Below are 23,154 nucleotides of genomic sequence, written 5' to 3' on the forward strand. Positions count from 1 at the left end.
CAGAGCATCGACCGGTGAAGGCTCCTGCGTCGAGCCGGTGACTGCGCCATCCCCCGACCCGCTGAATCACTCACGCTGCTTTGGTGGTCCGCAGGGCCCCGCCCCTGCTACAGGGGCGGGGCCAGACGTTTCAACGGCTTCGGTTCAGCGAAGGACCCCGCATAGTGCCGGGTCGGTGGCCTCGGCAGGCAGGTTCGGGTCGAGTTCGCTGACCCCGGCACCTTCGAAGTCATAGGTGCCGTTGCCGTTGTGGTCGACGCCGTGGATGACGACGACACCCTTGCCGTGCTTGATCGCGCGGGTCACCGCGCCAGGGGAGAAGTTGATGGACCGCTCGTAGCGCTCGACCCCGTTCGGAGTGATCGGGAAGCGGTCGACCGCAAGGCCGCTCTCCGGGCTGGTGTCACCCTTGGTCGTCAGTGACCTCAGGATGGGACCGTAGGCCGGCACGCCCTCGGCAACGTTCAACCGGTGGTCGACATTGGAGTCGTCGAAGACGCTGGGGCACTCGTGGCGCGCGTCAGCACCGAAGTGCAGGTGCTGTGCGTGCGGAAGACCCTTCGCGAGGCGGCGGGCGTCGATGCGGACGTGGGCCTTCTTTCCCTTGAACTCGACGTGCGCGTGGCCGGTGGCACCCGAGTCGTTCAGCGCGTGGAGCCGGGCGTCGAGCGCGACGGTGGGCGTCGCCGCCGGGGAAGAGGCGGACTCGGAGGCGTTGCTGGCCTGGATGCCGGCAACCGCAACGGTGCCAGCCATGAGGATTCCGCCGAGACCGGCGTAGAGCTTTCGGTGCTGCATGGGGTCCTCCATCGTGAAAGGTGGTGGCCGGTCGACCGGCCCTTGTGGTGTCTTCGTCACCGTCGGGACTCCGGATGGCCTCACTCACGCTGAAAGCCCAGATGCGCGACCACACCCGTACCTCGTCAGGGCGGCAGCCGCTGTGGCGCTGCTTGGTCACAACCACACTCGTTGGCTATGCGTGCACGTATCTGGCACGGGCGAGAACCCACAGTGGCCCCTGCTCCGCGTTTCCGCAGGTCAGGGGCCACTTTGCTGGCGGTGGCGGAGGGATTTGAACCCTCGGTCGGCTTGCACCGACAAACGCTTTCGAGGCGTTCTCCTTAGGCCGCTCGGACACGCCACCGCCGGAGAGGTTACCGGACGTCAGCGGGGCGGCTAAATCGGCCGTCAGGCCAGGACGAGCAGCACATCGCCCTCTTGTACGACGTCCCCGGTGGCGACCTTGACGGCCGCGACCGTGCCGGAGCGCTCGGCGATCACCGGGATCTCCATCTTCATCGACTCCAGGAGGACGACGGTGTCGCCCACGGCGACGCTCTCGCCCACCTCGAACGCCACGCTCAGCACGTTGGCGACCATCTCGGCGAGGATCTCGGTACTCGTGTCGCGGGCCATGGACAGGACGCTAGCGGCTACTCGCACGTAAGCGTGATCGCCGTGCTCGGGCCGCGCCGTCAGAGCGAACGGAAGCGCGACGGCTCGGGACGGTGGGCCGCAGCCGCCTCCTCGGCCCGGGCCCGGCTGCCGCGGGAGCCGGTCAGCGCGAGATCGGTGCGGATCACCAGGTAGCCGACGACCAGGCCCAGCAGGATGCCGTACACCGTCTGCAGCGCGGCCTCGACGAACGAGCCCTGTGGGTTGACCAGCGACTGCGCCACCGGCAGGGTCGCGGCCACGCCGAACGCGCACACCCACCAGCCCTGGCGTCGGCGGGCGCGCATGTGGATCCCCCACACCAGCGCCGGAATGCCGAGCAGGACCACGATCGGGCGAGGGAACGCACGCAGGTTCTCGCGGCTCCACCGGACGACGTCGAGCGCCGGCTCGACCACCGAGGCGATGCCGTAGCGCCGCAACAGCTCGGCGTACGCGATGGTCAGGGCGAGCACGAGCGAGCCGACGACCACGACGAGCAGTCCGCGCCGGCCGAGCCCGTGGAGGCCGGCCCCGAGGCGGAAGACGAGCACGAGGACGAGCACGAAGCCGACGGCGAGGGTGAGGTACTCGAACCGCTCGCGGTCGGCGTTGGGCTCGAAGCCGACGGTGGCGAAGGCGCCCACGGCGGCGATGCAGCACGCGATCAGGGTCTCCCGCACCGCCAGGAGGTAGGACGCCGCGGGCACGGTCATCATCACGGCCAGCACGCCGCTCACGACACAGGTCAGCACCGCCGCTCCACCGGAGAGGACCTCGAGGTCGGTGACGACGGTGACCACCCCCATCAATGCGGCCAGCCCGGCGAAGACCAGCGGGCGGCCGCCGGTGCGCGCCGCGAGAGCCCACGTGTAGGCGGAGCTGACCGCGGTCCCGCCCGCGCCGTCGAGCCAGGCCGGCCCGATGTCGGCGACCGCGCAGCCCAGCGCAACGACCCCTGCCAGCAGGACCACGAGCCACAGGACTCGCGGGGTCCGGCCGCCCCAGCGACGCTCCCGCGGGGGCCGTGGGGGCGGCGGCGCGTCGGTGAGCGGCTGCTCCGACCTCCGGGCCCGCGTCCGCCCGCGGCGCGACGACGGACGCGCGGCGGCACGACGGCCGCCTCGGGGTGTGGACACGAGCAGAGAGGCTACCGTCGGCGGTTGGCCAGCGAGGGGTTGGTACGCCGGGCCTCGACGATCGCGGAGGCCTCCAGCACCCCCCGCACGACCTCGGCGTCCGGGCCGGCCTCCGCCACCACGTCGCCGAGGGGACCCACGATCGTGGAGTGCCCGCTGTAGCGCGGCGCCGGCTGCCCGCAGGCGACGACGTAGACGGTGTTCTCGATCGCGCGGGCGCGGGCGAGGGTGCGCCAGTGGTCGACCTTGCGGTCGCCGGCCACCCACGCCGCCGGCACGACCAGCACGTCGGCGCCGGCGTCGACGAGAGCCCGCGCGAGCTCCGGGAAGCGCAGGTCGTAGCAGGTCATCAGGCCGATGGTGAACCCGCCGAGCTCGAACGTCACCGGCTCGAGTGGCCCCGCCGACAGCCGATCGGACTCGCGGTAGCCGAACGAGTCGTAGAGATGGATCTTCCGGTACGACGCCTCGGCGCCGCCGCGCACCACCAGGGTGTTGAACGGTCGGGCGCGGTCGGGCCCGGGCTCGAACATGCCGGCGACGATCGTGGTCGCGCGTTCGCCCGCCACCGCCGCCACCTCGGTGGCGAAGGCGCCGTCGAGGGTCTCGGCGTACGGCGCGAGGTCGCCACCGGGCTCACCGAAGTCGCGCTGGAACGCCTCGGGGAAGACCACGAGGTCGGCGTCGGGCGGGGTCAGCTCGCTGATCCGTCCGCGGTTGTGGTCGGGGTCGAGCGTCGACGCCTCCTGCACGAGCGCTACCCGCAGCTGTCCGGTCACGCACCCAGCCTGCCACCCTGATCCCGTGGACAACGAACCCCAGCACCCGACCGGCGCCGGGCCGGCCTTCTCGGCGGTCGTGCTCGCCGGGGGCACCGCCGCCCGGATGGGCGGGGTCGACAAGGCGGGACTCGAGGTCGCCGGCCGGACCCTCCTGGCGCTGGCCCTCGAGGCCCTCGTCGACGCCGACGAGGTCGTGGTGGTCGGGCCCACGGTGCCCACCGAGCGCCCGGTGACGTTCGTCCGCGAGGACCCGCCCCTGGGCGGCCCGGTCGACGGGCTGCTCACCGGTCGTGACGCGCTGGCGCAGCCGCCGGCCTGGCTCGGCGTGCTGGCGGTCGACATGCCGCGGGTGACGGCGTACACGTTCCGGCGGCTGCGTGAGGCCGCCACCGGGTACGACGCGGCGCTGCTCGTCGACGGGTCCGGCCGCCGCCAGCTCGCCGGAGTGGTCCGCACCGCGCGGCTCGACGCGGTGCGCCCCGACCGCGAGGGTCAGCACGGCATGGCCCTGCACCGGCTGCTCGCTCCCCTCACGGTCGCCGAGGTGGAGGCCGAGGGCGACGAGGGTCGCGACGTCGACACCTGGGCCGACCTCCGCGACCTGCACGGATAGCGAGACGGCGCGAGTCGGACTTGCCAGTGGGGCGCGGATTGGGAACTGTGGTGGCTGTGAACCTGCACGACTGGATCGACGAGCTCTGCGACGTCCTCGACATCGAGGCCGAGGTGGACGAGGCCCTGATCCTCGACCTGGCCCGCACCTCCGCGCACAACGTGGAGAGGAAGTCGGCGCCGATCACCACCTTCCTCCTCGGCTTCGCCTCGGCCTCTCACGGCGCCAACCCCGAGCGCGTCGAGCAGCTGGCGGCCGCCGCCCAGGTGCTCGCGGAGGGCTGGGACCGGCCGGCGGACGCCAGGGACCCGGTCGCCGACATCGACGACGACGTCCCCGACGACGTCGAGGTCGACCACTCCAGCGACGAGTTCCCGGACTGAGCCCTCCGCGGCTCCGCCGGGAGGGCTCCTAGGCTGTCGGCATGCGTGCCGTGATCGCCTCCGCCGCCGGAGGCCCCGAAGTCCTGTCGCTCGGTGAGGTCGCCGACCCTGTCCCGGCCCCGGGTGAGGTGCTCGTCGAGGTCGTCGCGACGGCGGTCAACAAGGCCGACACCCTGCAGCGGCAGGGCCACTACGCGCCGCCGCCCGGGACGTCGGAGGTCATCGGCCTCGAGTGCAGCGGCCGGATCGTCGGCCTCGGCGCGGGAGTCGAGGGGTGGTCCGTCGGCGACGAGGTGTGCGCGCTGCTCACCGGCGGCGGGTACGCCGAGCTGGTGGCCGTGCCGGCCGGCCAGCTGCTGCCAGTGCCGGCGGGCATCGACCTCGTCACCGCCGCGGCACTGCCCGAGGTCGCCTGCACCGTGTGGTCGAACGTCTTCATGGTCGCCGGGCTGCAGCCTGGCGAGACCCTCCTGGTGCACGGCGGCGCCGGCGGCATCGGCACCTTCGCGATCCAGCTGGCCTCGGCCCTCTCCGCCAGGGTCCTGACGACCGCGGGCTCGGCCGAGAAGCTCGCGGTCTGCGCCGAGCTGGGCGCCGACGTGACGATCAACTACCGCGACGACGACTTCGTGGCGGTCGTGAAGGACGTCACCGACGGCCACGGCGCGGACGTGGTCCTCGACAACATGGGCGCCGCATATCTCGACCGCAACCTCGACGCCCTTGCCACCGAGGGCCGGCTGGTCATCATCGGCATGCAGGGCGGGACGAAGGGAGAGCTCGACATCGGCAAGCTGCTGCGCAAGCGCGGCGCAGTGATCGCCACGACGCTGCGCGCCCGGCCCCCCGTGGAGAAGGAGGCGATCTGCGCAGCCGTCGCCGAGCACGTGTGGCCCCTGGTGGCGCAGGGCGCGGTGCGCCCCGTCGTACACACGACGCTGCCGCTGGCCGAGGTCGCCGAGGCGCACCGGCTGATGGACCAGAGCGAGCACGTGGGCAAGATCGTGCTCACGGTCGCGGACTAGGCTGACGCCATGAGCGAGCAGATCCCCGAAGGGCACGTGCTGGTCATCGGACCCGACGGCCAGCCCCTCGGCACCGTCCCGGCGTCGTCCATCGAGCAGGCCGTGGACCAGGCCTCCCAGGACCCCCAGGCAGACGGGCAGGCGGCCGAGGAGGACGGCAACGGCGAGCGACACGTCGCCGAGCTCGTCGAGCAGCCGGCCAAGGTGATGCGGATCGGCAGCATGATCCGCCAGCTGCTCGAGGAGGTGAAGGCGGCGCCGCTCGACGAGGCCAGCCGCCACCGGCTCAAGGAGATCCACGCCGCCTCGATCAAGGAGCTGGAGTCCGGGCTGGCGCCCGAGCTCGTCGAGGAGCTGGAGCGGCTGTCGCTGCCGTTCACCGAGGAAGGTACGCCGAGCGAGGGCGAGCTGCGGATCGCGCAGGCCCAGCTGGTCGGCTGGCTCGAGGGCCTCTTCCACGGCATCCAGACCGCGATCTATGCCCAGCAGATGGTCTCCCGGGCCCAGCTGGAGCAGATGCGTCGCGCTCTGCCCGGTGCGCCCGGGCAGCAGCCGGGGCAGCCTGGTGCGCCGGGGCAGCAGCCCAGCCCTCAGGCCGCCGAGCACACGGAGGGCGGCTCCGGGGGCATGTACCTCTAGCCGGGGAGACCGGCGACCCGCCGGACCGTCAGGTGGGGCAGGTACCTCCAGCCGGGGAGCCCTGGGCCGTTGTTGGAACGTTCGCACAACCAGCGTTGCGCGAACGTTCCAACAAAAGCCACGGGGCCTTGAGACCGGCGACCCGCCGGACCGTCAGGTGGGGCAGGTACCTCCAGCCGGGGAGCCCTGTGCCGTTGTTGGAACGTTCGCACAACCAGCGTTGCGCGAACGTTCCAACAAAAGCCACGGGCCCCCTGAGACCGGCGACCCGGCCGACCGTCAGGTACGGCGGCCGAGCCGCCGGACCACCGCCAGCCCCAGCAGGCCGACGATCACCAGCGCCGCGCCGGGCGCGGCCAGCCTGGCCAGGTCGGTGGGCGCCGCCGTCTCGACCTGGGTGTACGTCGCGCTCTCGGGCGCCGCGACCGCGGTCACGGGCTCGCCCGGACCGAGCAGCCGACCGACCCGCTCGTTGACGTCGGTCGACACCGGCGCCGTACCTCCGCACGACTCGGCGGTGTAGGCCGTGCCGGAGCGGGCCACCAGGAAGACGTAGGGCCGGTCGCTGGACAGCTCCCCCAGCCCGCAGGCACTGGTCTGGGCAGGGCTCGTGACCGCCACCGCGGCACCGCCGAGCCCGCCCTTGAAGACCCGGTCGGCAGTGACCGAGTAGGTCACGGAACCGGCGCTCGGCGCCGAGACCGAGTCGATGACACCGGTGAAGACGACGTCGGCGGCGGTGGCCTGGTCCTTGAACGTCTGCTGGATGCAGGTGCACGCGTGTGCCGGCAGCTGGGTGAGCACCACCCCGCTCAGGGCCAGCAGCAGCACGACGAGGGCCTGCCGTCCCAGGCGTACGGGGGCGAGGCTGATCACGGACATGCCGGACACTCTACGGGCCGCACCCGCCCCGCCTCAGAGCTCGAAGAGGTCGGTGAGCACGCTCGCGACGCCGTCGTCGTCGTTGGTCGGTGCGACGTGGTCGGCGATCTCGAGCACGAGCGGGTGCGCGTTGGCCATGGCGTAGGACGTGCCCGCCCACTTCAGCAGGGCCAGGTCGTTCGGCATGTCACCGAAGGCCACCACGTCCTCCGCCGCGACCCCGAGCTCCTCGCAGACGAGCGCCAGCGTCGATGCCTTCGTCACGTCGAAGGCGCTCAGCTCGACCAGGGCCCACGTGCTCGACCAGGTGACGGTGAGCCGGTCGCCGACCAGCGCCTCCACCTGACGCCAGTACTTCTCAGGGTCGACGTCCTCCGCCTGCGCCAGCAGCTTCACGACGGTGCCGTCGAGCAGGTCCTCGAGCGGAGCCACCGGCACCTCGAGCACGGTGCGGTCCTGCCGACGCCGGTAGGTCGGCTCGAGCCCGAACCCGTCGGTCTTCTCCAGCGCGTACGACGTCCCCGGCAGCTCGCGGCGCAGCTCCCGGGCCACCTCGAGCACCGTCTCATGGGGGATCGCCCGCACGTCGCGGATGCGGTGCGCGGCGACGTCGTAGACGACCGCGCCGTTGGAGCAGATGGCCAGGCCGTGGTCTCCCACGGTCTCCCAGAGCGTCTCCATCCAGCGCACCGGCCGCCCGGTGACATAGACGACGGGCACCCCGCGCTCCTCGAGCTCTGCGAGCACGGCGCGGGTGCGCGGCGCGACGGTGCCGTCGGAGTGCAGGAGCGTGCCGTCGAGATCGGTGGCGACCAGGCGTGGGGTCACCCGGAGCTCTCGAGGCGCTCTGGGAACCATCGCGACAGCTCCACGACCGCCCCGTCCTCGAAGACCGTCCCGGTCACCGCATCGGCGGCGGCGCGGACCTCCTCGACCGCCTGCCCCATGGCGACGCCCCGGCCCGCCCAGCGCAGCATCTCGATGTCGTTGCGGCCGTCGCCGATGGCCAGCACGTCGGCCTGCGCGACCCCCAGCTCGTCGGCCACCCTGGCCAGGCCGGACGCCTTCGACACTCCCACCGGCGACAGGTCGAGCCAGGCGGTCCAGCCGACGACGTAGTCGGTGCCGTGCAGGCCGAGGCGGGCGGCGAGGGCCACGAAGTCGTCGGCCGTCGCCTGCGGGTCACGGATGATCACGCGGCTCACTGGTCCGGCGATGATCTCGTCGACCGCGGTCTCGATCATCTCGCCCGACAGCTCGCCCGGGGGGAACGGCCGGTTGACGCGGTAGCCGACCCCCCGCTCCTCGACGGCGACCAGCGCGTCCGGGTGCTCGCGCAGCACCGCCTCGACGGCGGGCCGGGCGTCGAACGTCTCCTCGTGCACCACCTCGAGCGGCCGGTAGCGGAACAGCACGGCGCCGTTGGAGGCCACGACCCAGAGCCGGTCTGCTCCCTCGCGCGGGATGTCGAGCGAGTCCGCGATCCGGGTCATGCCGTGCGGTGAGCGCCCCGAGCTGAGTACGACGTGGGCACCGGCGTCGATGACGCGCTGCACCGCGGCGTACACCGCCGGCGGGATCTCCTCGTAGGTCTGACCGGCGCCCTCGACCCACTTGAGCAGCGTGCCGTCGATGTCGAGGGCGACGAGCCGGGGTTGCCAGCCGGTCACGCGTGGACCGGCTTGAGAACCTCGAGGCCGCCGAGGTAGGGCTGCAGCGCCTTGGGCACCCTGACCGAGCCGTCCGCCTGCTGGTGCGTCTCGAGCAGCGCGATGATCGGCCGGTTGGTCGAGGAGAGCGTGCCGTTGAGCGTCGCCACCGGACCGACCGAGCCGTCAGCCAGCCGGCCACGGGTGTCGAGGCGCCGGGTCTGGAAGTCGGTGCAGTTGGACGTCGAGGTGAGCTCGCGGTAGCGGCCCTGCGACGCGATCCACGCCTCGCAGTCGAACTTGCGCTGCGCGGACGTGCCGAGGTCGCCTGCCGCCACGTCGATGACGCGGTAGACGAGCTCGAGCTTGTTCATGAACTCCTTCTCCCACTCCAGCAGCCGCAGGTGCTCGGCGTAGGACTCCTCGATCGTGGTGTAGACGAACATCTCCACCTTGTCGAACCAGTGCACCCGGAAGATCCCGCGGGTGTCCTTGCCGTGCGAGCCTGCCTCCTTGCGGAAGCAGGGGCTGAACGCCGCGTAACGCAGCGGCAACGCGGACATGTCGAGGATCTCGTCGGAGTGGTAGGCCGCCATGGCGACCTCCGACGTACCGACGAGGTAGAGGTCCTGGCCCTCGATCCGGTAGACGTCGTCGGCGGCCTGGCCGAGGAACCCGGTGCCCTCCATGGCTCGCGGCTTGACCAGGGACGGCGCCACCATCTGGGTGAAGCCGGCGGCGCGGGCCTGGTCCATCGCCATGTTGACGAGAGCGAACTCCAGCTGCGCACCGATGCCGGTGAGGAAGTAGAACCGGCTGCCCGAGACCTTGGCGCCGCGCTCGATGTCGATGGCGCCGAGCATCCGGCCGAGCTCGACGTGGTCGCGGGGCTCGAAGTCGAACACCGGCGGCGTGCCGACGGTCTCCAGCACGACGAAGTCGTCCTCGCCACCGGCCGGAGCCTCGTCGGCGGCGAGGTTGGGGATCTCCAGGATCGCGGTCCGCCACAGCTCCTCGGCGGCGTTCTGGGCCGCCTCGGCGGCCTTCACCTCGGCTGCCAGGGTCTTGGTCTGCGCGAGCAGCGCCTGCTTCTCCTCGCCCTGTGCCTGCGGGATCAGCTTGCCGAGCTGCTTCTGCTCCGCCCGCTTGGCCTCGAACGTGCCGATCGCCTCGCGCCGGGCCACATCCGCGGAGAGCGCCCGGTCGACGACCTCGTCGGACAGGCCGCGCTTCGCCAGGGAGGCGCGCACGCGGTCGGGTTCGTCTCTGAGCAGCCGGGGATCGATCATGGCGACAGGCTATCCGCCGGCTCCGGGACGGAAGGTGGCCGCGGCACCCTCGACCTTCTGGTGGTACGCCGCCCAGTCGACGTCGCCGGGCAGGTTGCTGTTGTCGGCGCGCACCCCGGCCGCGCCGTCGACGAGCTCGCGCACGATGTCGGCGTGCCCGGCATGGCGCTGGGTCTCGGCCACCATGTGCACGAGGATCTGCTGGAGGGTGACCTCGGGTGTGCCCCACCACGGGACGCGGCCGGGAGCGTCGAGCTCCAGAGCCTCGATCGTCTCGTCGGAGTGCGCCCAGCTGCGGTGGTAGAGCGCGACGATGTCCTCGCGCGACTCCTCGGGGGTGGCCCACATGTCGGCGTTGGCCTCGGGGTCGTCGGTGAGCCAGGGCAGCGGCTCCCCGGAGGGGCGGTCGAAGATGTCGCCGAAGTACTCGATCTCGATGCTCGCCACGTGCTTGACGAGTCCGAGCAGGTTGGTGCCGGTGGGGGTCAGCGGACGGCGGGCGTCGTACTCGCTCACGCCGTCGAGCTTCCACAGGAGAGCCTCGCGCGCGGTCTGGAGGTAGCGATGGAGGATGGCCTTCTGGTCCTGGGAGCTCATGTCGCGCATCCTGCCAGCCCGCGCCGACGGCGCGCGCGGGGTTCGGGCGCCCGCGGCGTTGCGGGCCGCTGACGGCCGGGCGGCATACTTGCGCCTCGTGACCGAACGTTCGCGCGCCCGCCTGCTTGCCTGGGCCGCCCTCGCGCTGGTGCTGTTCGGCGTGCTGGCGTTCCTCGTCACCCAGGACCGCTCGCCGCTCGACTCCCTCGACCAGCTCGGCCGCGACGCCGAGGACTGGGCCGACGACCACGACACGGTGGTGGGGGTGCTGCGCGTCGTGGAGCACGCGTTCGGCACGATCGGCATGATCGTGCTGACGGTGCTGCTGGCCGGCGCGCTGATGCTGCGCAAGCACCCGCGAGCCGCGTTCTACGCCGTCGTCGTCATGGTGGCCACGTCCCTCACCACGACCCTGTGCAAGATGTGGCTGGGACGCGGACGACCCGACTGGCAGGACGCCACCGGCCTGCTCGCGACCAAGTCGTTCCCCTCGGGGCACGCCTCCTCGATCACCGCCTTCGTCGCCATCCTGCTGCTGCTGACCTGGATGTTCGTACGACGCTCCAACCTGCGCCGGCTCGCGCTGGCCGGCGGCCTCCTGCTGTGGGCCGTGGTCTGCCTCGACCGGGTCCTGCTCGGCCGGCACTACCCGACCGACGTGGTCGCGGGCTCCCTGCTCGGCATCGCGATCGTCCTGGTCGCGCAGGTGTTCCTCGACCCCCGGCCGCGACCGATGGCGGTGGTGTCCGAGCCGCTGGCCGAGGTCTACACGTCCGAGCGCCGGCTCGCGGTGGTGCTCAACCCGATCAAGGTCGAGGACGTCGGTCAGTTCCGGGCGATCGTCGACGGGATGGCCCAGGAGTCGGGCTGGAACGAGCCCTCGTGGCACTACACCACCATCGAGGACCCGGGCACCGGCATGGCGCACGCGGCGTCGGTCGCGGGCGCGGACCTCGTGCTCGTGTGCGGTGGGGACGGCACGGTGCGCGAGGTGTGCGCCGAGCTCGCTGGCACCGGCATCCCGGTCGGGATCATCCCGGCCGGTACCGGCAACCTGCTGGCACGCAACCTCGACATCCCGCTCTACCTGCGCTCCGCGATCGACGTGGGGCTCAACGGCCAGGACCGCGCGATCGACCTGGTCGAGGTGGGCGGCGACGGAATCGACGACACCCACTTCATGGTGATGGCCGGCATGGGCTTCGACGCGGCCGTGATGGAAGGGGTCAGCGAGCAGATCAAGCGGAAGGTCGGCTGGATGGCCTACGTCATCTCGGGCCTGAAGTCGCTGATGTTCCCGGCCGTCCGGATCGAGATCTCCGTCGACGGCGGCGACTTCACCCGGCACCGCGCCCGCACCGTCGTGGTCGGCAACGTCGGCTACCTCCAGGCCGGCATGCCGCTGCTGCCCGACGCGGCCATCGACGACGGCGTCCTGGACGTGGTGATCCTGCACCCGAAGCGGTTCCTGTCGTGGATCCCGCTGGCGGCCCGGGTGCTCTCGAAGAGCTCGATGACCGACGAGACGATCATGCGGCTGACCGGGCAGACCGTCGTGGTGCGCGCGGCCACCGACACGCCACGCCAGCTCGACGGCGACTCCATCGGGCCGGGACGCGAGCTCCGCATGGAGTGCATCCACGGCCGGCTGCTCGTGCGCGTCCCCCGCTGACGCTCGCGTCGGTCCGCGAGCGTCAGCGCGGCTGCATCGTCAGAGGACGAGGAAGAGCACCAGGATGATGGCGATGATCAGGGCGACGATGGCAATGGTGCGTGTGTTCATGTGGATCTCCTTCGATGATGAACGGATCAACGCTCACGCGCTGGGGTGAACGTACCCTCCCGACGCCCCGGACGGCTCGCACCGACACTCGCTTCCGGGCCGGCCGCGCTAGGGGCGCGCGTGCGTGATCGCCTCCACCTCCTCGGGGGAGAGCTGGTGCTCGCACGTCCACCCGGTGACGCTCTTGGCATAGGTGCGGGCGTCGCTGCGCCCGTGGATCGAGCTGAGTACGACGCCGTCCCCGGCGTCGTCGAGCAGTGCGACGGACCACGAGAGGTGCCCGCCCATGTCGCCGAAGGCGTCGTACCGCACGACCGCGAGATGGCGCAGTGCCGTACGGGTCTCGGCCTGCAGTGCGGCGACCTCCTGGCGCAGGCCCACGACGTCCTCGGGCAACGCGTCGACGCCGGCCCCGCGGCGGGCCGACGATCCGCGCCGCAGCGCCAGCACGGAGAAGGCGAACGCGACGAGCGCCACGAGCAGCGCGGCGGAGGCGAGGAGCGTGGGCACGCCCCGAACCCTATGACCGCACGACGGTCGGGGCCGGCCGCACGCTCCGGGGCGTGGGAAAATGACCGCGTGGACAACGACGGCGCCCAGAAGCACGGCCCAGGCACGCCCGGCGTGACCCCACGGCGCATCGCCTACCAGGGGGAGCCGGGCGCGAACTCCCACATCGTGTGCCGCCGGCACTACCCCGACTGGGAGGCGGTCGCGTGCGCGTCCTTCGAGGACGCCTTCGCGGCCGTGGAGAGCGGCGACGCGGAGCTGGCGATGATCCCCATCGACAACTCGCTCGCCGGCCGGGTGGCCGACATCCACCACCTCCTGCCCGACTCCGGTCTCCACATCATCGGCGAGCACTTCCTGCGCATCCAGTTCCACCTGATGGCGATCGAGGGCGCCTCCGAGCAGACGATCAAGACCGTGCACAGCCACCTGCACGCGCTGGGCCAGTGCCGCAAGGTGATCCGCGAGCTGCACCTCACGCCCGTGGTCGCCGGCGACACCGCCGGGGCGGCCCGAGAGATCGCCGAGGCGCACGACGTCACGCAGGCCGCGCTCGCCCCGGCGCTCGCGGCGGAGATCTACGGGCTGCAGGTGCTGCGCGAGGACGTCGAGGACGAGGAGCACAACACCACTCGGTTCGTGGTGCTCTCGCGTGAGTACGTCGAGGCGCCGCGTGACGCAGGCGCGATCGTCACCAGCTTCATCTTCAACGTCCGCAACCTGCCGGCGGCGCTCTACAAGGCCCTCGGTGGCTTCGCCACGAACGGCGTGAACATGACCAAGCTCGAGAGCTACATGGTCGACGGGCGCTTCACCGCCACCCAGTTCCTCGCCGAGGTGGACGGGCACCCCGACGACACCTCGGTGCGCAACGCGCTCGAGGAGCTGGCGTTCTTCACCACCGACGTGAAGATCCTCGGGGTCTACCCCTCCTCTCCCGACCGCTTGGCCGGCGGATCGATCTAGCCGGCCTCGGGTGGGTTCTGCATCACGCTGAACATCGCACCCTGGGGGTCGGTCAGCCCGGCGATCCGGCCGATGCCGGGCACGTCGAACGGCGCGACGACCTGCTTCGCACCCAGCTCGGTGGCCCGGGCGGCGATCCGGTCGGCGTCGTCGACGTTGAAGCAGACGTTCCAGTGAGGCGGGACGCCCTCGTCCTGAGGGGGCGTCACGCCGGCCACGGAGCGGCCCTGGACGTTGAGCGTCGTGTAGGGGTCCCCGCCGTCACCCATCGGCATCTCCTCGGCCGTGATGCCGAGGACCTTGTCGTAGAACGGCGTCGCGCGGCCGACGTCGGCGGTGACCAGCTCGTTCCAGACGTTGGTGCCGTGCTCGTTGGCGCGCAGCGCGCCGGCGAACGAGCCGGCCTGCCACAGGCCCACGGCAGCGCCGACGGGATCCTGCACCCAGGCGATGCGTCCCTGGTCCTCGCCGACGTCCGTCGGCTCGGCCAGCACCTGGGCGCCGGCGTCCCGGGCCCTGTCCACCGCGGCGTCGACGTCGTCGGCCGCCAGGTAGACGCCCCAGCTGGCGGGCTGGCCCTGGGCGTCCCCGAACTGTGATCCCAGCCCGGCCACCGGGTCTCCCTGGATCCGGGCGATCGCGTAGGCGCCGACCTGGGTGTCGCCGTCCATCATCGGCTGGTCGTCGTAGTCCCAGCCGAACAGGTCGCCGTAGAACTGTTTCGACGCCTCGGGATCGGGACTGCTGTGCTCGATCCAGCTGGGCGTGCCCTGAAGGTATGAGTCGAACCTGGCCATGGTGAGCTCCTCAGCGGTGTGTGGACGACCCCCTCGCTCAGCCAACACCCGACCACCGGCGCTGGCAACGGGGTCCCGGTAGGTTTCGGTGCGTGACCGAGCCCGATCCCCGCACCGCAGACCTGGGCTTCGCCCGCGTCGACCTCGATCGGGCGGAGCGCACCGGCGACCCCGAGGTGGTGTACGGCGCGGGCAAGACCCCGGAGCAGGTGACCGCGATCCTCGGCACCCTCGCCGGCCGGCACCCCGGCCGGGCGGTCCTCGCCACCCGGCTCTCCACCGAGGCACTCGCGGCCTGTGCCGAGCTCGGCGCCACCGTCGACGCCGAGGCGCGCTGCGCCGTGCTCGGCGAGCTGCCCGCACCACGCGGCCTCGTGATCGTCGTCGCGGCCGGCACCTCCGACGGCCCGGTCGCCCGCGAGGCCGCGCTCACCGCCCAGGTGCACGGCCCGGGCGTCGAGGTCATCACCGATGTCGGCGTCGCCGGGCTGCACCGGCTGCTGGCGGTGCGTGACGACCTCGAGCGCGCCGACTGCCTGATCGTCGTGGCCGGCATGGAGGGCGCGCTGCCCTCGGTGGTCGGCGGCCTGTCCGGCGTGCCGCTCGTCGCGGTGCCGACCAGCGTCGGCTACGGCGCCAGCCTCGGCGGCGTCGCCGCCCTGCTCGCCATGCTCAACTCCTGTGCGCCTGGCGTCACCGTGGTCAACATCGACAACGGCTACGGCGCCGGCGTCTTCGCCGCCCGCGTCGCCCGGAGGGCGCACGCATGACCATCTGGTTGGACGCCTCCTCGGGGGCCAGCGGCGACATGCTGCTCGGGGCGCTGCTGGGCGCCGGAGTGCCGGTCGACGTCGTGCAGCGAGCCGTCGACGCGGTCGCGCCGGAGCCGGTCACCCTCCGGGTCGAGCAGGTCCTGCGCCACAGCTTCGCCGCGACCCGCTGCCACGTCGAGATCGCCGACTCCGAGCACCATCGCAGCTGGCGCGACATCCGCCGCCTGCTCACCGCAGCCGAGCTCGAGGACGACGTACGCCGCCTCGCGCTGGCCGTCTTCGAGCGCCTCGCGGTCGCCGAGGCCACCGCCCACGGGAGCGACCCGATGGACGTGTCCTTCCACGAGGTCGGCGCGCTCGACGCGATCGCCGACGTGGTGGGGGTGAGCGCGGGATTCACCTGGTTGGAGGACGGAGACGTCACCGTCTCCCCGGTCGCCGTCGGGTCGGGCACCGTCCGCGGCGCGCACGGCACCCTGCCCGTGCCGCCACCCGCGGTGGCCGAGCTGCTGCGCGGAGTGCCGTCGTACGCCGGACCCGAGGGCGCCCCGGCCACCGAGCTGTGCACCCCCACCGGCGCCGCGCTGCTCACCACGGTCGCCACCGCCTGGGGCCCGCAGCCGACGATGACCACCAGCCGGATCGGCGTCGGCGCGGGAGGTCGCGACCCCGAGGGGCACGCCAACGTGCTGAGGCTCTTCGTCGGCGAGACCGCGGCGCAGCCGTCGGCCCCCCTGCTGATCGAGACCAACATCGACGACCTCGACCCGCGGCTGTGGCCGCGGATCATCGCGGTGCTGCTCACAGCCGGCGCCTCCGACGCGTGGCTGACGCCGATCCTGATGAAGAAGGGCCGACCCGCCCACACCCTGAGCGTGCTGGTCGACAGTGCCGCCGCCGAGGCCGTCCGGGCCGCGATCTTCCGCCACACCTCCACGATCGGCGTCCGCGAGATCGTGTTGGACAAGCACGCGCTCGACCGTGAGATGATCTCGGTCGCGGTCGGCGGCCGCACGATCGCGGTCAAGCTGGCCCGCCACCACGGGGAGCTGGTCAACGCCCAGCCCGAGTACGACGACGTCGAGCGCGCCGCCGAGGCCCTGGGCCGCCCGGTCAGCGAGGTGCTCGCCGACGCCATCGCGGCCACCCGGGTCGCCATCGAGGAAGGCTGACGTTGGACATCGTCGTTGCCGCGCTGACGTTCGGCGCGATCTTTGTGGTCGAGCTGCCCGACAAGACGTTCCTCGCGACCCTCGTGCTCAGCACGAAGTACCGCCCCTTCTTCGTGTGGATCGGCGTCGGCCTCGCCTTCGCCGTCCAGACCGGCGTGGCGGTCGGGCTCGGCCATGCCGCGTCGTACCTCCCGAAGGAGGCGGTGCAGAGCGTCGCCGCGGTGATGTTCCTCGTGGGAGCAGTGATCCTCATCCGCGAGGGCCGCTCGCACGCGGCCGCCGACGACGGCGACGAGTACGCTGCCAAGGCCGGCGACGTACACGGCGCGAAGGTGATCCTGGCCAGCTTCCTGGTGCTGTTCGCCGCCGAGTGGGGCGACCTCTCGCAGCTGCTGACCCTGTCGCTGGTCGCGAAGTACGAGGACCCGCTCAGCGTCTTCATCGGCGCCCTGCTGGCCCTGCTGGCCGTGAGCGGCCTCGCGGTCGTCGCCGGGCGCACGCTGCTGCGCTGGATCCCGATCCACGTGCTCCACTTCGTGGGGGCAGGTGTCTGCCTGCTGCTCTTCGTGTTCACCGCATGGGAGCTGCTGGGATGAGCGAGGCCGTGCGCCGCCGCTACCTCGAGGTCAACGGCGAGCACCCGATGACGGCTGCCGACGACGCCTACGTCCGGGAGCACTTCGTGCCCGCCGACGCCGAGGTCCTGGCCCTGATCGAGGCAGGGTCGCTGCCGCTGCCGTCGTACTACCTCTCCGACGGCACGCCGATGGTGCCCCGCGACCTGCGCGACCCGGTCGAGTGGGCAGGAGGGCTCGACCGCCTGCACGACTGGTTCGTGAGCCACTGGGACGACGACCAGCAGGCCACCGCCGAGGAGGAATGGGGGGAGTACCTCGACGGCATCTACGTCTGCCTGAAGTCCGTCACCCCGGTGCGCATGCAGCAGAAGACGGCGTTGATCGAGCAGATCAAGGCTGCGGTGGCGCGGCTCGAGCAGGACCCGCGCGACTCGACCGCCCGCGGCTCCCTGGGCGAGGCGGTGGCCCGGCTCGAGGGCATCGAGCTGCCGATGTCCGCCTACGACCGGCTCCGCTTCGGCGGCCCGCTCTCGCCCGACGTCTGGATCCACGACGTCCGCCGCGACCACCTGACCCCGCGGCCACCGGAGCTCCCGATCCGCACGTCGCGCCTCGTGCTGCGGCGTACCCAGCCTGGAGACGCCGAGGCGATGTGGGGCTACCACCGTGACCCGGACGTAGCGGCGTACCTCCTCGAGGAGCCGTGGACCCGCCGGGTCGCCGAGCACAAGGTGCGCGAGCGCACGCCCGAGCCCGACAAGCTGGGGCTGGTCATCGAGCTCGACGGCGAGGTCGTCGGTGACGTGGTGCTGATGCTGCAGGCTCCGTCGTACTCCGTGGCGGAGATCGGCTGGGTCCTCCACCCGGACGCCGCCGGGCGCGGCATCGCCACCGAGGCGGCGACCGCGCTGCTCGACCTCGCCTTCGGCCACTACGGCGCGCACCGGGTCTACGCCCAGCTCGATGCTCGCAACGAGCGCTCGGCAGCGCTGTGCGAGCGGCTCGGCATGCAGCGCGAGGGGACGCGGCGTCGCGACTACTGGTCGAAGGGCGAGTGGACCGACTCCTTCGAGTACGCCATCCTGCGCGAGGACTGGCGCCCCGCCGCAGACTGAGCCGCAGACTGAGTGGGTCCGCCGGTCCCGGCCAGCGATTAGAGTCGCCGCATGGTTGTTCAGCCGATGCACCCGCACGGCGCTGACAGTGAGGTCGGCGTCCTCCAGACGGTCATGCTCCACCGCCCCGGGCCGGAGCTGAAGCGGCTGACCCCCCGCAACAACGACAAGCTGCTCTTCGACGGGATCCCGTGGGTGAGCCGGGCCCAGGACGAGCACGACGCCTTCGCCCAGGCGCTGCGCGACCGAGGCGTCGAGGTCCTCTACCTCACCGAGCTGCTCATCGAGACCCTGGGCGGCGAGCACGCCCGCGAGCTGGCCATCGAGGGCGTCACCAACACGCTGCACCTCGGCGATACGATGGCCGGCTACCTGCTGGGCTTCCTGCACGAGCTGTCGCCCGAGGAGCTCGCGCTCTTCCTCACCGCCGGCGTCCGCAACGACGAGGTCCGCGGGGGTCACGGCCTGGTCACCAGCCTGCTGGCCGACGACGACTTCCTGATCGACCCGCTGCCCAACCTGCTGTTCACCCGCGACTCGAGCGTGTGGATCGGCGACCGCGTCGCCATCACCAGCCTGGCCATGCCGGCGCGCCGCCGCGAGACCCAGCTGACCGAGCTGATCTACACCGAGCACCCCCGCTTCGCCGGCACCCCCTCGATCCACGGTTGGCACCACGAGAACGTCGAGGGTGGCGACGTGCTCCTGCTGGGGCCCGGCGTCATCGCCGTCGGCGTCGGGGAGCGTACGACGCCGGCCGGCGCCGAGCGTCTCGCGCGCGGGGTCTTCGAGGCCGGCCTGGCGCACACCGTGCTGGCGGTGCCGATCGCGCAGGAGCGCGCGACCATGCACCTGGACACGGTCTGCACGATGGTCGACAGCGACAAGATCGTGATGTACCCCAACGTCGCCGACTCCCTCCAGGCCTACTCCGTCACCCAGTCCGAGCCCGGCACGCTGGCCGTGGCCGGTGCCGAGCCCTTCCTCGTGGCCGCGGCGAAGGCCATGGAGATCGACACGCTGCACCAGATCGACACCGGCCTCGACCCGGTCACCGCCGAGCGCGAGCAGTGGGACGACGGCAACAACACCCTGGCTCTCGCGCCGCGGGTGGCCGTGGCCTACGAGCGCAACGACGAGACCAACGACCGGCTCGAGGAGGCCGGCATCGAGGTGGTCCGGATCGCCGGGTCCGAGCTGGGGTCGGGTCGTGGTGGCCCGCGGTGCATGAGCTGCCCGGTCTCGCGCGCCCCGCTGCCCGAGTCCTGACCGGCGGCCACGCACTACGATCGGGCAGGGGAGGGAAACCTGCGGAAGGGGACCCACATGGCTGACTCGTTCTTCGACGGCTTCACCGACCGGGAGGTCGCGCGCATCAAGGCGGCCGGCCGGGCCGTGACGGTGCCCGCCGGCTGGTCGCCGATCTCCGAGCGGACCGGCGCCGACAAGGCCTACATCCTGCTCAGCGGGGAGGCGTCCGTACGCCGCGGCGGCCGCGAGATCGCCGTACTCGGCCCCGGCGAGATCATGGGCGAGGCCGCCATCATCAACCATTCCCTGCGCACCGCCTCGATCGTGGCGCTGACGCCCCTGCAGCTGATCCACTTCACCAGCGAGACCGTCCAGGAGCTGGCCGAGGAGATCCCGGCGTTCGGTGCCCGGCTGCGCGAGGCGGCGGACGCGCGACTCGGGACCAGCAGCACCGACGGCGCCTGACTTGGCCGACGCGGAGACCGGCCGGGTCGAGGCGAGCGACGACCTGGCCGGCGCGCTGGACGTCGTCGAGGCGTTCCTGCTCGGCGAGCGACCGCACCTGACGCGCCAGGAGGTCGCCGACCGGGCCGGCGTGGGGCTGGAGGTCGCCATGCAGCTGTGGCGGCTGCTCGGCTTCCCGCACGCCGCCGACGACGACCCGGCGTTCACCGAGAGCGACGTGACCGCGCTGCGGACGACCGACGAGCTGATGCGGCTGGGCGTCATCGACGAGGAGTCGCAGGCGGCGCTGGTGCGCACGTGGGGCCGCAGCTTCGCCCGGCTCGCCGAGTGGCAGACCGCCCTGCTGGCCGGGATCGCCGTCGAGGGCGACGACCCCGGCGAGCGGCTCGCGGAGCTGACCACCGGGGTGCTCCCCCGGGTCGAGACCCTGCAGACCTACGTCTGGCGGCGGCACCTGGCGAGTGCCACCCACCGCATGCTCGAGACCAGCAGCGGCACCGAGACGACGATGGCCGTCGGGTTCGTCGACATCGTCGGCTACACCGCCCGCAGCAGGAGCCTCGACGAGCGCGAGCTGATCACCTGGATCGAGCACTTCGAGCAGGAGGCCACGGTCGCCGTCGTCGACCACGGGGGCCGGGTGATCAAGACGATCGGCGACGAGATCCTCTACGTCGCCGACGATCCCGATGCCGCCGTCGAGATCGCCCTCACCCTCACCGCGCGCGGTGACGACGAGGCCGACGCCTTCCCCGTCGTACGCGCGGGCGTCGCCCACGGCGAGGTCCTGAGCCGGCTCGGCGACGTCTACGGCCCGACCGTCAACATCGCCTCCCGGCTGACCTCGGTGGCCCGCCCCGGCAGCGTCGTCGTCGACCGAGGCGTCTACGCGGCGCTGTCCGGCCAGGAGGACGACCCGGAGACCGACCACGCCGAGTCGGCGGCGTACCGCTTCAGGAGGCTCGGGCGGGCCTCGGTGAAGGGCTACTCGCGACTGCAGCCCTGGCGGGTGCGCCGCGCCTGAGGCGGATTCCGCAGCCCGGAGAAAACCGCCCAGGAAATAAGGAACCCGGCCGCTGTTGACGGGGGAAACAACAACGGCCGGGCCTCCAACAAAACCTACGCGGCGCCATCACTCGGCACAACCACCACGCCGGGATTCAGACAGATTCCGCTCAACCGCTCAGCGGATGGTGACCTGGCGGTTGGCCAGGCCCGCGCGGGCGGAGCGCTGCGCCGTGGTCAGGTCTGAGGTGTCGGCCAGGGCTTCGGCCAGCGCCGCGTCGAAAGCCGCCGCAGGCTCCTCCAGCGCCTCGGCGCCGGTGCCGAGCGGGAGGTCCCAGACCGGGGTCAGCAGGCCGTGGGCACGGAACATGCCGACCAGGCGGGAGTCGCCGACCAGGGAGTCCTGCCCGGCGGCGTGCAGCCGCGCCAAGGCGTCGAGCAGGGCGTCCTCGGGCTGCGGCATCACCCAGCGCAGGTGCTCCTTGGTGCCGACGTCGGTCCAGTACGCCGCCTCCACGGTCGTCAGCCGCACCGTCGGCGAGGCCGCGCCGTTGGCCTGCTCCAGGGCGGCCTGCATCGATGCGTCGGGGTCCTCGACGTCGTCGATCCAGTAGCCGAAGCCGTCGTGCACGGTGATGTCCAGCGACGTGTCGGCGATCAGGTCCTGCAGCCGCGGACCCTCGCCCGGCGGGTCCAGGAGCCCGACGATGCCGGGCTCATCGGTCGCCAGCGCCCTCTCGAGCACGGCGGCGAGGTCGCGCGCCGGGTCGCCGTACTGGTGCTGCACCTGCAGGCCCAGCCACACGTCGCCCGTCGAGCGGATCATGGCGGGCGCAGCCATCGGCAGCAGGCTGGCCAGCCGGACGGTGCGGTCGCCGTCCCGGAGGGTCAGCGGGGCGGTCGCGGCGGGCACCAGCTCGCGCAGCGCGATCACGTCGCACTCGCTCGGCATCCCCTCGAACGGACGCCTCACGTACGCCGCTGCGGCACCGTCGGCCGAGCCGTGGCACGCCTTGTAGCGCTTGCCGGAGCCGCACGGGCACGGCTGGCGAGGACCCACCTCACCGGGGGCGGTCGCGGTGGGCTGGTTCCTGGTGCGGGACTTCTTCGCCATGCGGGCGAACCTATCTGTCGAGCAGCTCCAGCATGTAGGCCGGGCGGTCGCTGATGACGGCCTGCACGCCGAGGTCCAGGCAGACCTGGAGCTCGTCGGCGGTGTTGACGGTCCAGACATGGATGTCGCGCCCGCTGCGGACCAGCTTGCGGGCGAAGGACGGCGACTCGCGCAGCTGCAGGACGCCCGGGCCGAGGACCCAGTCGTCGCCGATCACCGGCTTGAGGGCCGGCCAGTGGTGGCTCTCCTTGATGAGGATCACCACCTCGATGCCGGGGGCCAGCTTCCTCGTGCGCTGCAGGGCGCGGTAGGAGAAGCTCATCACCCGCGCCGGCGAGCCGGCGCGGTCCCAGCCGAAGTCGCGCAGCATCTCGACCAGCCGCCGCTCGACGAGTCCGCCGAACCGCACCGGGTGCTTGGTCTCGATGGCCACCTCGATGCGCCGGTCGTAGTCCGCGACCGTCTCCAGCAGCTTGCGCAGGGTCAGCACCTTGCCGAGCTCCTCGTCGCGCTCGGGTGCCTCGTCGTCGAGGTCCGCCCACGGGTTCTTCCACGAGGCGAAGTCGAGCTCGTCGAGCTCGGCCAGGCGCATGGTGGAGACGACGCCGTTCGTCGACGCCGTGCGCCGCAGGTCGCGGTCGTGCACGCAGATGAGGTGCCCGTCGGCGGTGAGCCGGACGTCGCACTCGAGGGCGTCCGCGCCGACGTCGAGGGCGCGCAGGTAGGCGCCCAGGGTGTGCTCGGCATTCTCTTCGCTGGCGCCGCGGTGGGCGACGACCTGGGGCCTCATGTGTGGCGCGGCCTCTGCTCCACCAGTCCGACGAGGTTTCCCTCGGAGTCGGTGAGGAACGCCTGCCACTCGTCGGTGCCGGCCGGGCCGAGGGTGTCGTCATCGTGGCCGAAGATGACGTGCGGCTCCGTCACGATCTGCGCCCCGCCGTCGCGCAGTCGGCGCACCGTCGCCTCGATGTCGTCCACGGCGAGGTAGAGAGTGGCTGGTGACGCTCCCTGCTCGATCAGCAGACGCACGCCGTCCAGGTCGAAGAACACCAGGCCGGGTGGGTCGTACGTCGCCGTCGGGCCGGTGCCGAGGAGCATCGTGTAGAACTCCGTGGCCCGACGCAGGTCGTCGGCCCGCTGAGCGATCTGGACGATCCGCATGCCTCAGCATGGCATGCGCGGCCCCCGGCGTC

At 72.0% G+C, this 23,154-nt stretch carries 27 protein-coding genes and 1 tRNA gene; 13 read left to right on the forward strand and 15 right to left on the reverse strand.

Annotated elements, in window-relative coordinates; genetic code table 11:
* Nucleotides 1–144: 144 nt before the first annotated feature.
* The 5 genes from ACP7BP_RS05215 to ACP7BP_RS05235 all read right to left on the reverse strand — a co-directional run bounded on the left by ACP7BP_RS05215 (nt 145) and on the right by ACP7BP_RS05235 (nt 3,352).
* Nucleotides 145–798: a hypothetical protein gene (locus tag ACP7BP_RS05215; protein ID WP_426243139.1), complete on the reverse strand. Its 654-nt coding sequence runs from the start codon at nt 796–798 to the stop codon at nt 145–147.
* A 256-nt stretch (nt 799–1,054) separates the two neighbouring features.
* Nucleotides 1,055–1,144, reverse strand: a tRNA-Ser gene (locus ACP7BP_RS05220).
* 44 nt (nt 1,145–1,188) lie between these two features.
* Nucleotides 1,189–1,416, reverse strand: a complete 228-nt coding sequence (locus ACP7BP_RS05225) for a biotin/lipoyl-binding carrier protein (RefSeq protein ID WP_426243141.1) — start codon at nt 1,414–1,416, stop codon at nt 1,189–1,191.
* A gap of 59 nt (nt 1,417–1,475) precedes the next feature.
* Complete coding sequence (locus ACP7BP_RS05230; protein WP_426243143.1) at nt 1,476–2,573, reverse strand: hypothetical protein; 1,098 nt, start codon at nt 2,571–2,573, stop codon at nt 1,476–1,478.
* An 11-nt stretch (nt 2,574–2,584) separates the two neighbouring features.
* Entirely contained in the window at nt 2,585–3,352 is a 768-nt protein-coding gene (locus tag ACP7BP_RS05235) for a carbon-nitrogen hydrolase family protein (RefSeq protein WP_426243145.1), read from the reverse strand.
* Between the two features lie 25 nt (nt 3,353–3,377).
* Between ACP7BP_RS05235 and mobA the strand changes: the two genes are divergently transcribed.
* The 4 genes from mobA to ACP7BP_RS05255 are packed head-to-tail and all read left to right on the forward strand — an operon-like array spanning nt 3,378 to nt 6,015.
* Nucleotides 3,378–3,968 (forward strand): molybdenum cofactor guanylyltransferase, encoded by a 591-nt coding sequence (gene mobA, locus ACP7BP_RS05240; protein WP_426243147.1) that lies wholly within the window; start codon nt 3,378–3,380, stop codon nt 3,966–3,968.
* A gap of 56 nt (nt 3,969–4,024) precedes the next feature.
* Nucleotides 4,025–4,351: a DUF6457 domain-containing protein gene (locus ACP7BP_RS05245; RefSeq protein ID WP_426243149.1), complete on the forward strand. Its 327-nt coding sequence runs from the start codon at nt 4,025–4,027 to the stop codon at nt 4,349–4,351.
* A gap of 41 nt (nt 4,352–4,392) precedes the next feature.
* Complete coding sequence (locus ACP7BP_RS05250; protein WP_426243150.1) at nt 4,393–5,376, forward strand: NAD(P)H-quinone oxidoreductase; 984 nt, start codon at nt 4,393–4,395, stop codon at nt 5,374–5,376.
* A 9-nt stretch (nt 5,377–5,385) separates the two neighbouring features.
* The gene (locus ACP7BP_RS05255; RefSeq protein ID WP_426243152.1) at nt 5,386–6,015 is read left to right on the forward strand and encodes a bacterial proteasome activator family protein; all 630 of its coding nucleotides are present in this window, start codon (nt 5,386–5,388) and stop codon (nt 6,013–6,015) included.
* 279 nt (nt 6,016–6,294) lie between these two features.
* On the opposite strand, the gene ACP7BP_RS05260 is transcribed toward ACP7BP_RS05255, so the two are convergent.
* Genes ACP7BP_RS05260 through ACP7BP_RS05280 form a run of 5 tightly spaced genes read right to left on the reverse strand, consistent with a single transcriptional unit; the run spans nt 6,295 to nt 10,432 of the window.
* A complete protein-coding gene (locus ACP7BP_RS05260) occupies nt 6,295–6,897 on the reverse strand; it encodes a hypothetical protein (protein ID WP_426243154.1) in 603 nt (200 codons plus the stop codon).
* Nucleotides 6,898–6,930: 33 nt separating this feature from the next.
* Complete coding sequence (locus ACP7BP_RS05265; RefSeq protein WP_426243155.1) at nt 6,931–7,725, reverse strand: Cof-type HAD-IIB family hydrolase; 795 nt, start codon at nt 7,723–7,725, stop codon at nt 6,931–6,933.
* Nucleotides 7,722–8,567 carry an HAD family hydrolase gene (locus ACP7BP_RS05270; RefSeq protein ID WP_426243157.1) on the reverse strand — a complete coding sequence of 282 codons (846 nt, stop codon included), beginning with the start codon at nt 8,565–8,567 and terminating at the stop codon, nt 7,722–7,724. Before ACP7BP_RS05270 ends, ACP7BP_RS05265 begins: the two co-directional genes overlap by 4 nt.
* Nucleotides 8,564–9,835, reverse strand: coding sequence for a serine--tRNA ligase (gene serS / locus ACP7BP_RS05275; RefSeq protein WP_426243159.1), 1,272 nt, complete (start codon nt 9,833–9,835; stop codon nt 8,564–8,566). Before serS ends, ACP7BP_RS05270 begins: the two co-directional genes overlap by 4 nt.
* Before the next feature lie 9 nt (nt 9,836–9,844).
* Nucleotides 9,845–10,432: a DinB family protein gene (locus ACP7BP_RS05280; RefSeq protein ID WP_426243161.1), complete on the reverse strand. Its 588-nt coding sequence runs from the start codon at nt 10,430–10,432 to the stop codon at nt 9,845–9,847.
* A gap of 97 nt (nt 10,433–10,529) precedes the next feature.
* On the opposite strand from ACP7BP_RS05280, the gene ACP7BP_RS05285 reads away from it, so the two are divergent.
* Complete coding sequence (locus tag ACP7BP_RS05285; RefSeq protein ID WP_426243163.1) at nt 10,530–12,104, forward strand: diacylglycerol kinase family protein; 1,575 nt, start codon at nt 10,530–10,532, stop codon at nt 12,102–12,104.
* 219 nt (nt 12,105–12,323) lie between these two features.
* Here ACP7BP_RS05285 and ACP7BP_RS05290 read toward each other — a convergent pair whose 3' ends face one another.
* A complete protein-coding gene (locus ACP7BP_RS05290; protein WP_426243165.1) occupies nt 12,324–12,725 on the reverse strand; it encodes a DUF4446 family protein in 402 nt (133 codons plus the stop codon).
* A gap of 69 nt (nt 12,726–12,794) precedes the next feature.
* Here ACP7BP_RS05290 and ACP7BP_RS05295 point away from each other — a divergent pair, with 69 nt between their 5' ends.
* Nucleotides 12,795–13,691, forward strand: a complete 897-nt coding sequence (locus tag ACP7BP_RS05295) for a prephenate dehydratase (protein ID WP_426243167.1) — start codon at nt 12,795–12,797, stop codon at nt 13,689–13,691.
* Here ACP7BP_RS05295 and ACP7BP_RS05300 read toward each other — a convergent pair.
* On the reverse strand, nt 13,688–14,488 hold the full coding sequence (locus tag ACP7BP_RS05300) for a VOC family protein (RefSeq protein WP_426243169.1): 801 nt from the start codon (nt 14,486–14,488) through the stop codon (nt 13,688–13,690). The genes ACP7BP_RS05295 and ACP7BP_RS05300 overlap by 4 nt on opposite strands.
* A 92-nt stretch (nt 14,489–14,580) precedes the next feature.
* Between ACP7BP_RS05300 and larB the strand changes: the two genes are divergently transcribed.
* Genes larB through ACP7BP_RS05335 form a run of 7 tightly spaced genes read left to right on the forward strand, consistent with a single transcriptional unit; the run spans nt 14,581 to nt 20,866 of the window.
* A complete protein-coding gene (gene larB, locus ACP7BP_RS05305; protein ID WP_426243171.1) occupies nt 14,581–15,258 on the forward strand; it encodes a nickel pincer cofactor biosynthesis protein LarB in 678 nt (225 codons plus the stop codon).
* Entirely contained in the window at nt 15,255–16,433 is a 1,179-nt protein-coding gene (gene larC / locus ACP7BP_RS05310; RefSeq protein WP_426243173.1) for a nickel pincer cofactor biosynthesis protein LarC, read from the forward strand. Before larB ends, larC begins: the two co-directional genes overlap by 4 nt.
* Before the next feature lie 2 nt (nt 16,434–16,435).
* Nucleotides 16,436–17,029, forward strand: coding sequence for a TMEM165/GDT1 family protein (locus ACP7BP_RS05315; protein WP_426243175.1), 594 nt, complete (start codon nt 16,436–16,438; stop codon nt 17,027–17,029).
* The gene (locus tag ACP7BP_RS05320) at nt 17,026–18,126 is read left to right on the forward strand and encodes a GNAT family N-acetyltransferase (RefSeq protein ID WP_426243177.1); all 1,101 of its coding nucleotides are present in this window, start codon (nt 17,026–17,028) and stop codon (nt 18,124–18,126) included. The genes ACP7BP_RS05315 and ACP7BP_RS05320 overlap by 4 nt, the downstream gene beginning before the upstream one ends.
* Before the next feature lie 51 nt (nt 18,127–18,177).
* Nucleotides 18,178–19,395 (forward strand): arginine deiminase, encoded by a 1,218-nt coding sequence (locus tag ACP7BP_RS05325; protein ID WP_426243179.1) that lies wholly within the window; start codon nt 18,178–18,180, stop codon nt 19,393–19,395.
* 57 nt (nt 19,396–19,452) lie between these two features.
* Entirely contained in the window at nt 19,453–19,842 is a 390-nt protein-coding gene (locus ACP7BP_RS05330; RefSeq protein ID WP_426243181.1) for a Crp/Fnr family transcriptional regulator, read from the forward strand.
* A 1-nt stretch (nt 19,843) separates the two neighbouring features.
* Nucleotides 19,844–20,866, forward strand: a complete 1,023-nt coding sequence (locus ACP7BP_RS05335) for an adenylate/guanylate cyclase domain-containing protein (protein ID WP_426243183.1) — start codon at nt 19,844–19,846, stop codon at nt 20,864–20,866.
* A 159-nt stretch (nt 20,867–21,025) separates the two neighbouring features.
* Here ACP7BP_RS05335 and ACP7BP_RS05340 read toward each other — a convergent pair whose 3' ends face one another.
* Genes ACP7BP_RS05340 through ACP7BP_RS05350 form a run of 3 tightly spaced genes read right to left on the reverse strand, consistent with a single transcriptional unit; the run spans nt 21,026 to nt 23,122 of the window.
* Entirely contained in the window at nt 21,026–21,961 is a 936-nt protein-coding gene (locus ACP7BP_RS05340) for a DUF5926 family protein (protein WP_426243185.1), read from the reverse strand.
* A gap of 10 nt (nt 21,962–21,971) precedes the next feature.
* Nucleotides 21,972–22,751 (reverse strand): glycerophosphodiester phosphodiesterase family protein, encoded by a 780-nt coding sequence (locus tag ACP7BP_RS05345; protein ID WP_426243187.1) that lies wholly within the window; start codon nt 22,749–22,751, stop codon nt 21,972–21,974.
* Nucleotides 22,748–23,122, reverse strand: a complete 375-nt coding sequence (locus ACP7BP_RS05350) for a VOC family protein (RefSeq protein WP_426243189.1) — start codon at nt 23,120–23,122, stop codon at nt 22,748–22,750. Before ACP7BP_RS05350 ends, ACP7BP_RS05345 begins: the two co-directional genes overlap by 4 nt.
* Between the last annotated feature and the right edge of the window lie 32 nt (nt 23,123–23,154).

This window comes from Nocardioides sp. LHG3406-4 (assembly GCF_049897745.1).
GTDB lineage: Bacteria > Actinomycetota > Actinomycetes > Propionibacteriales > Nocardioidaceae > Nocardioides.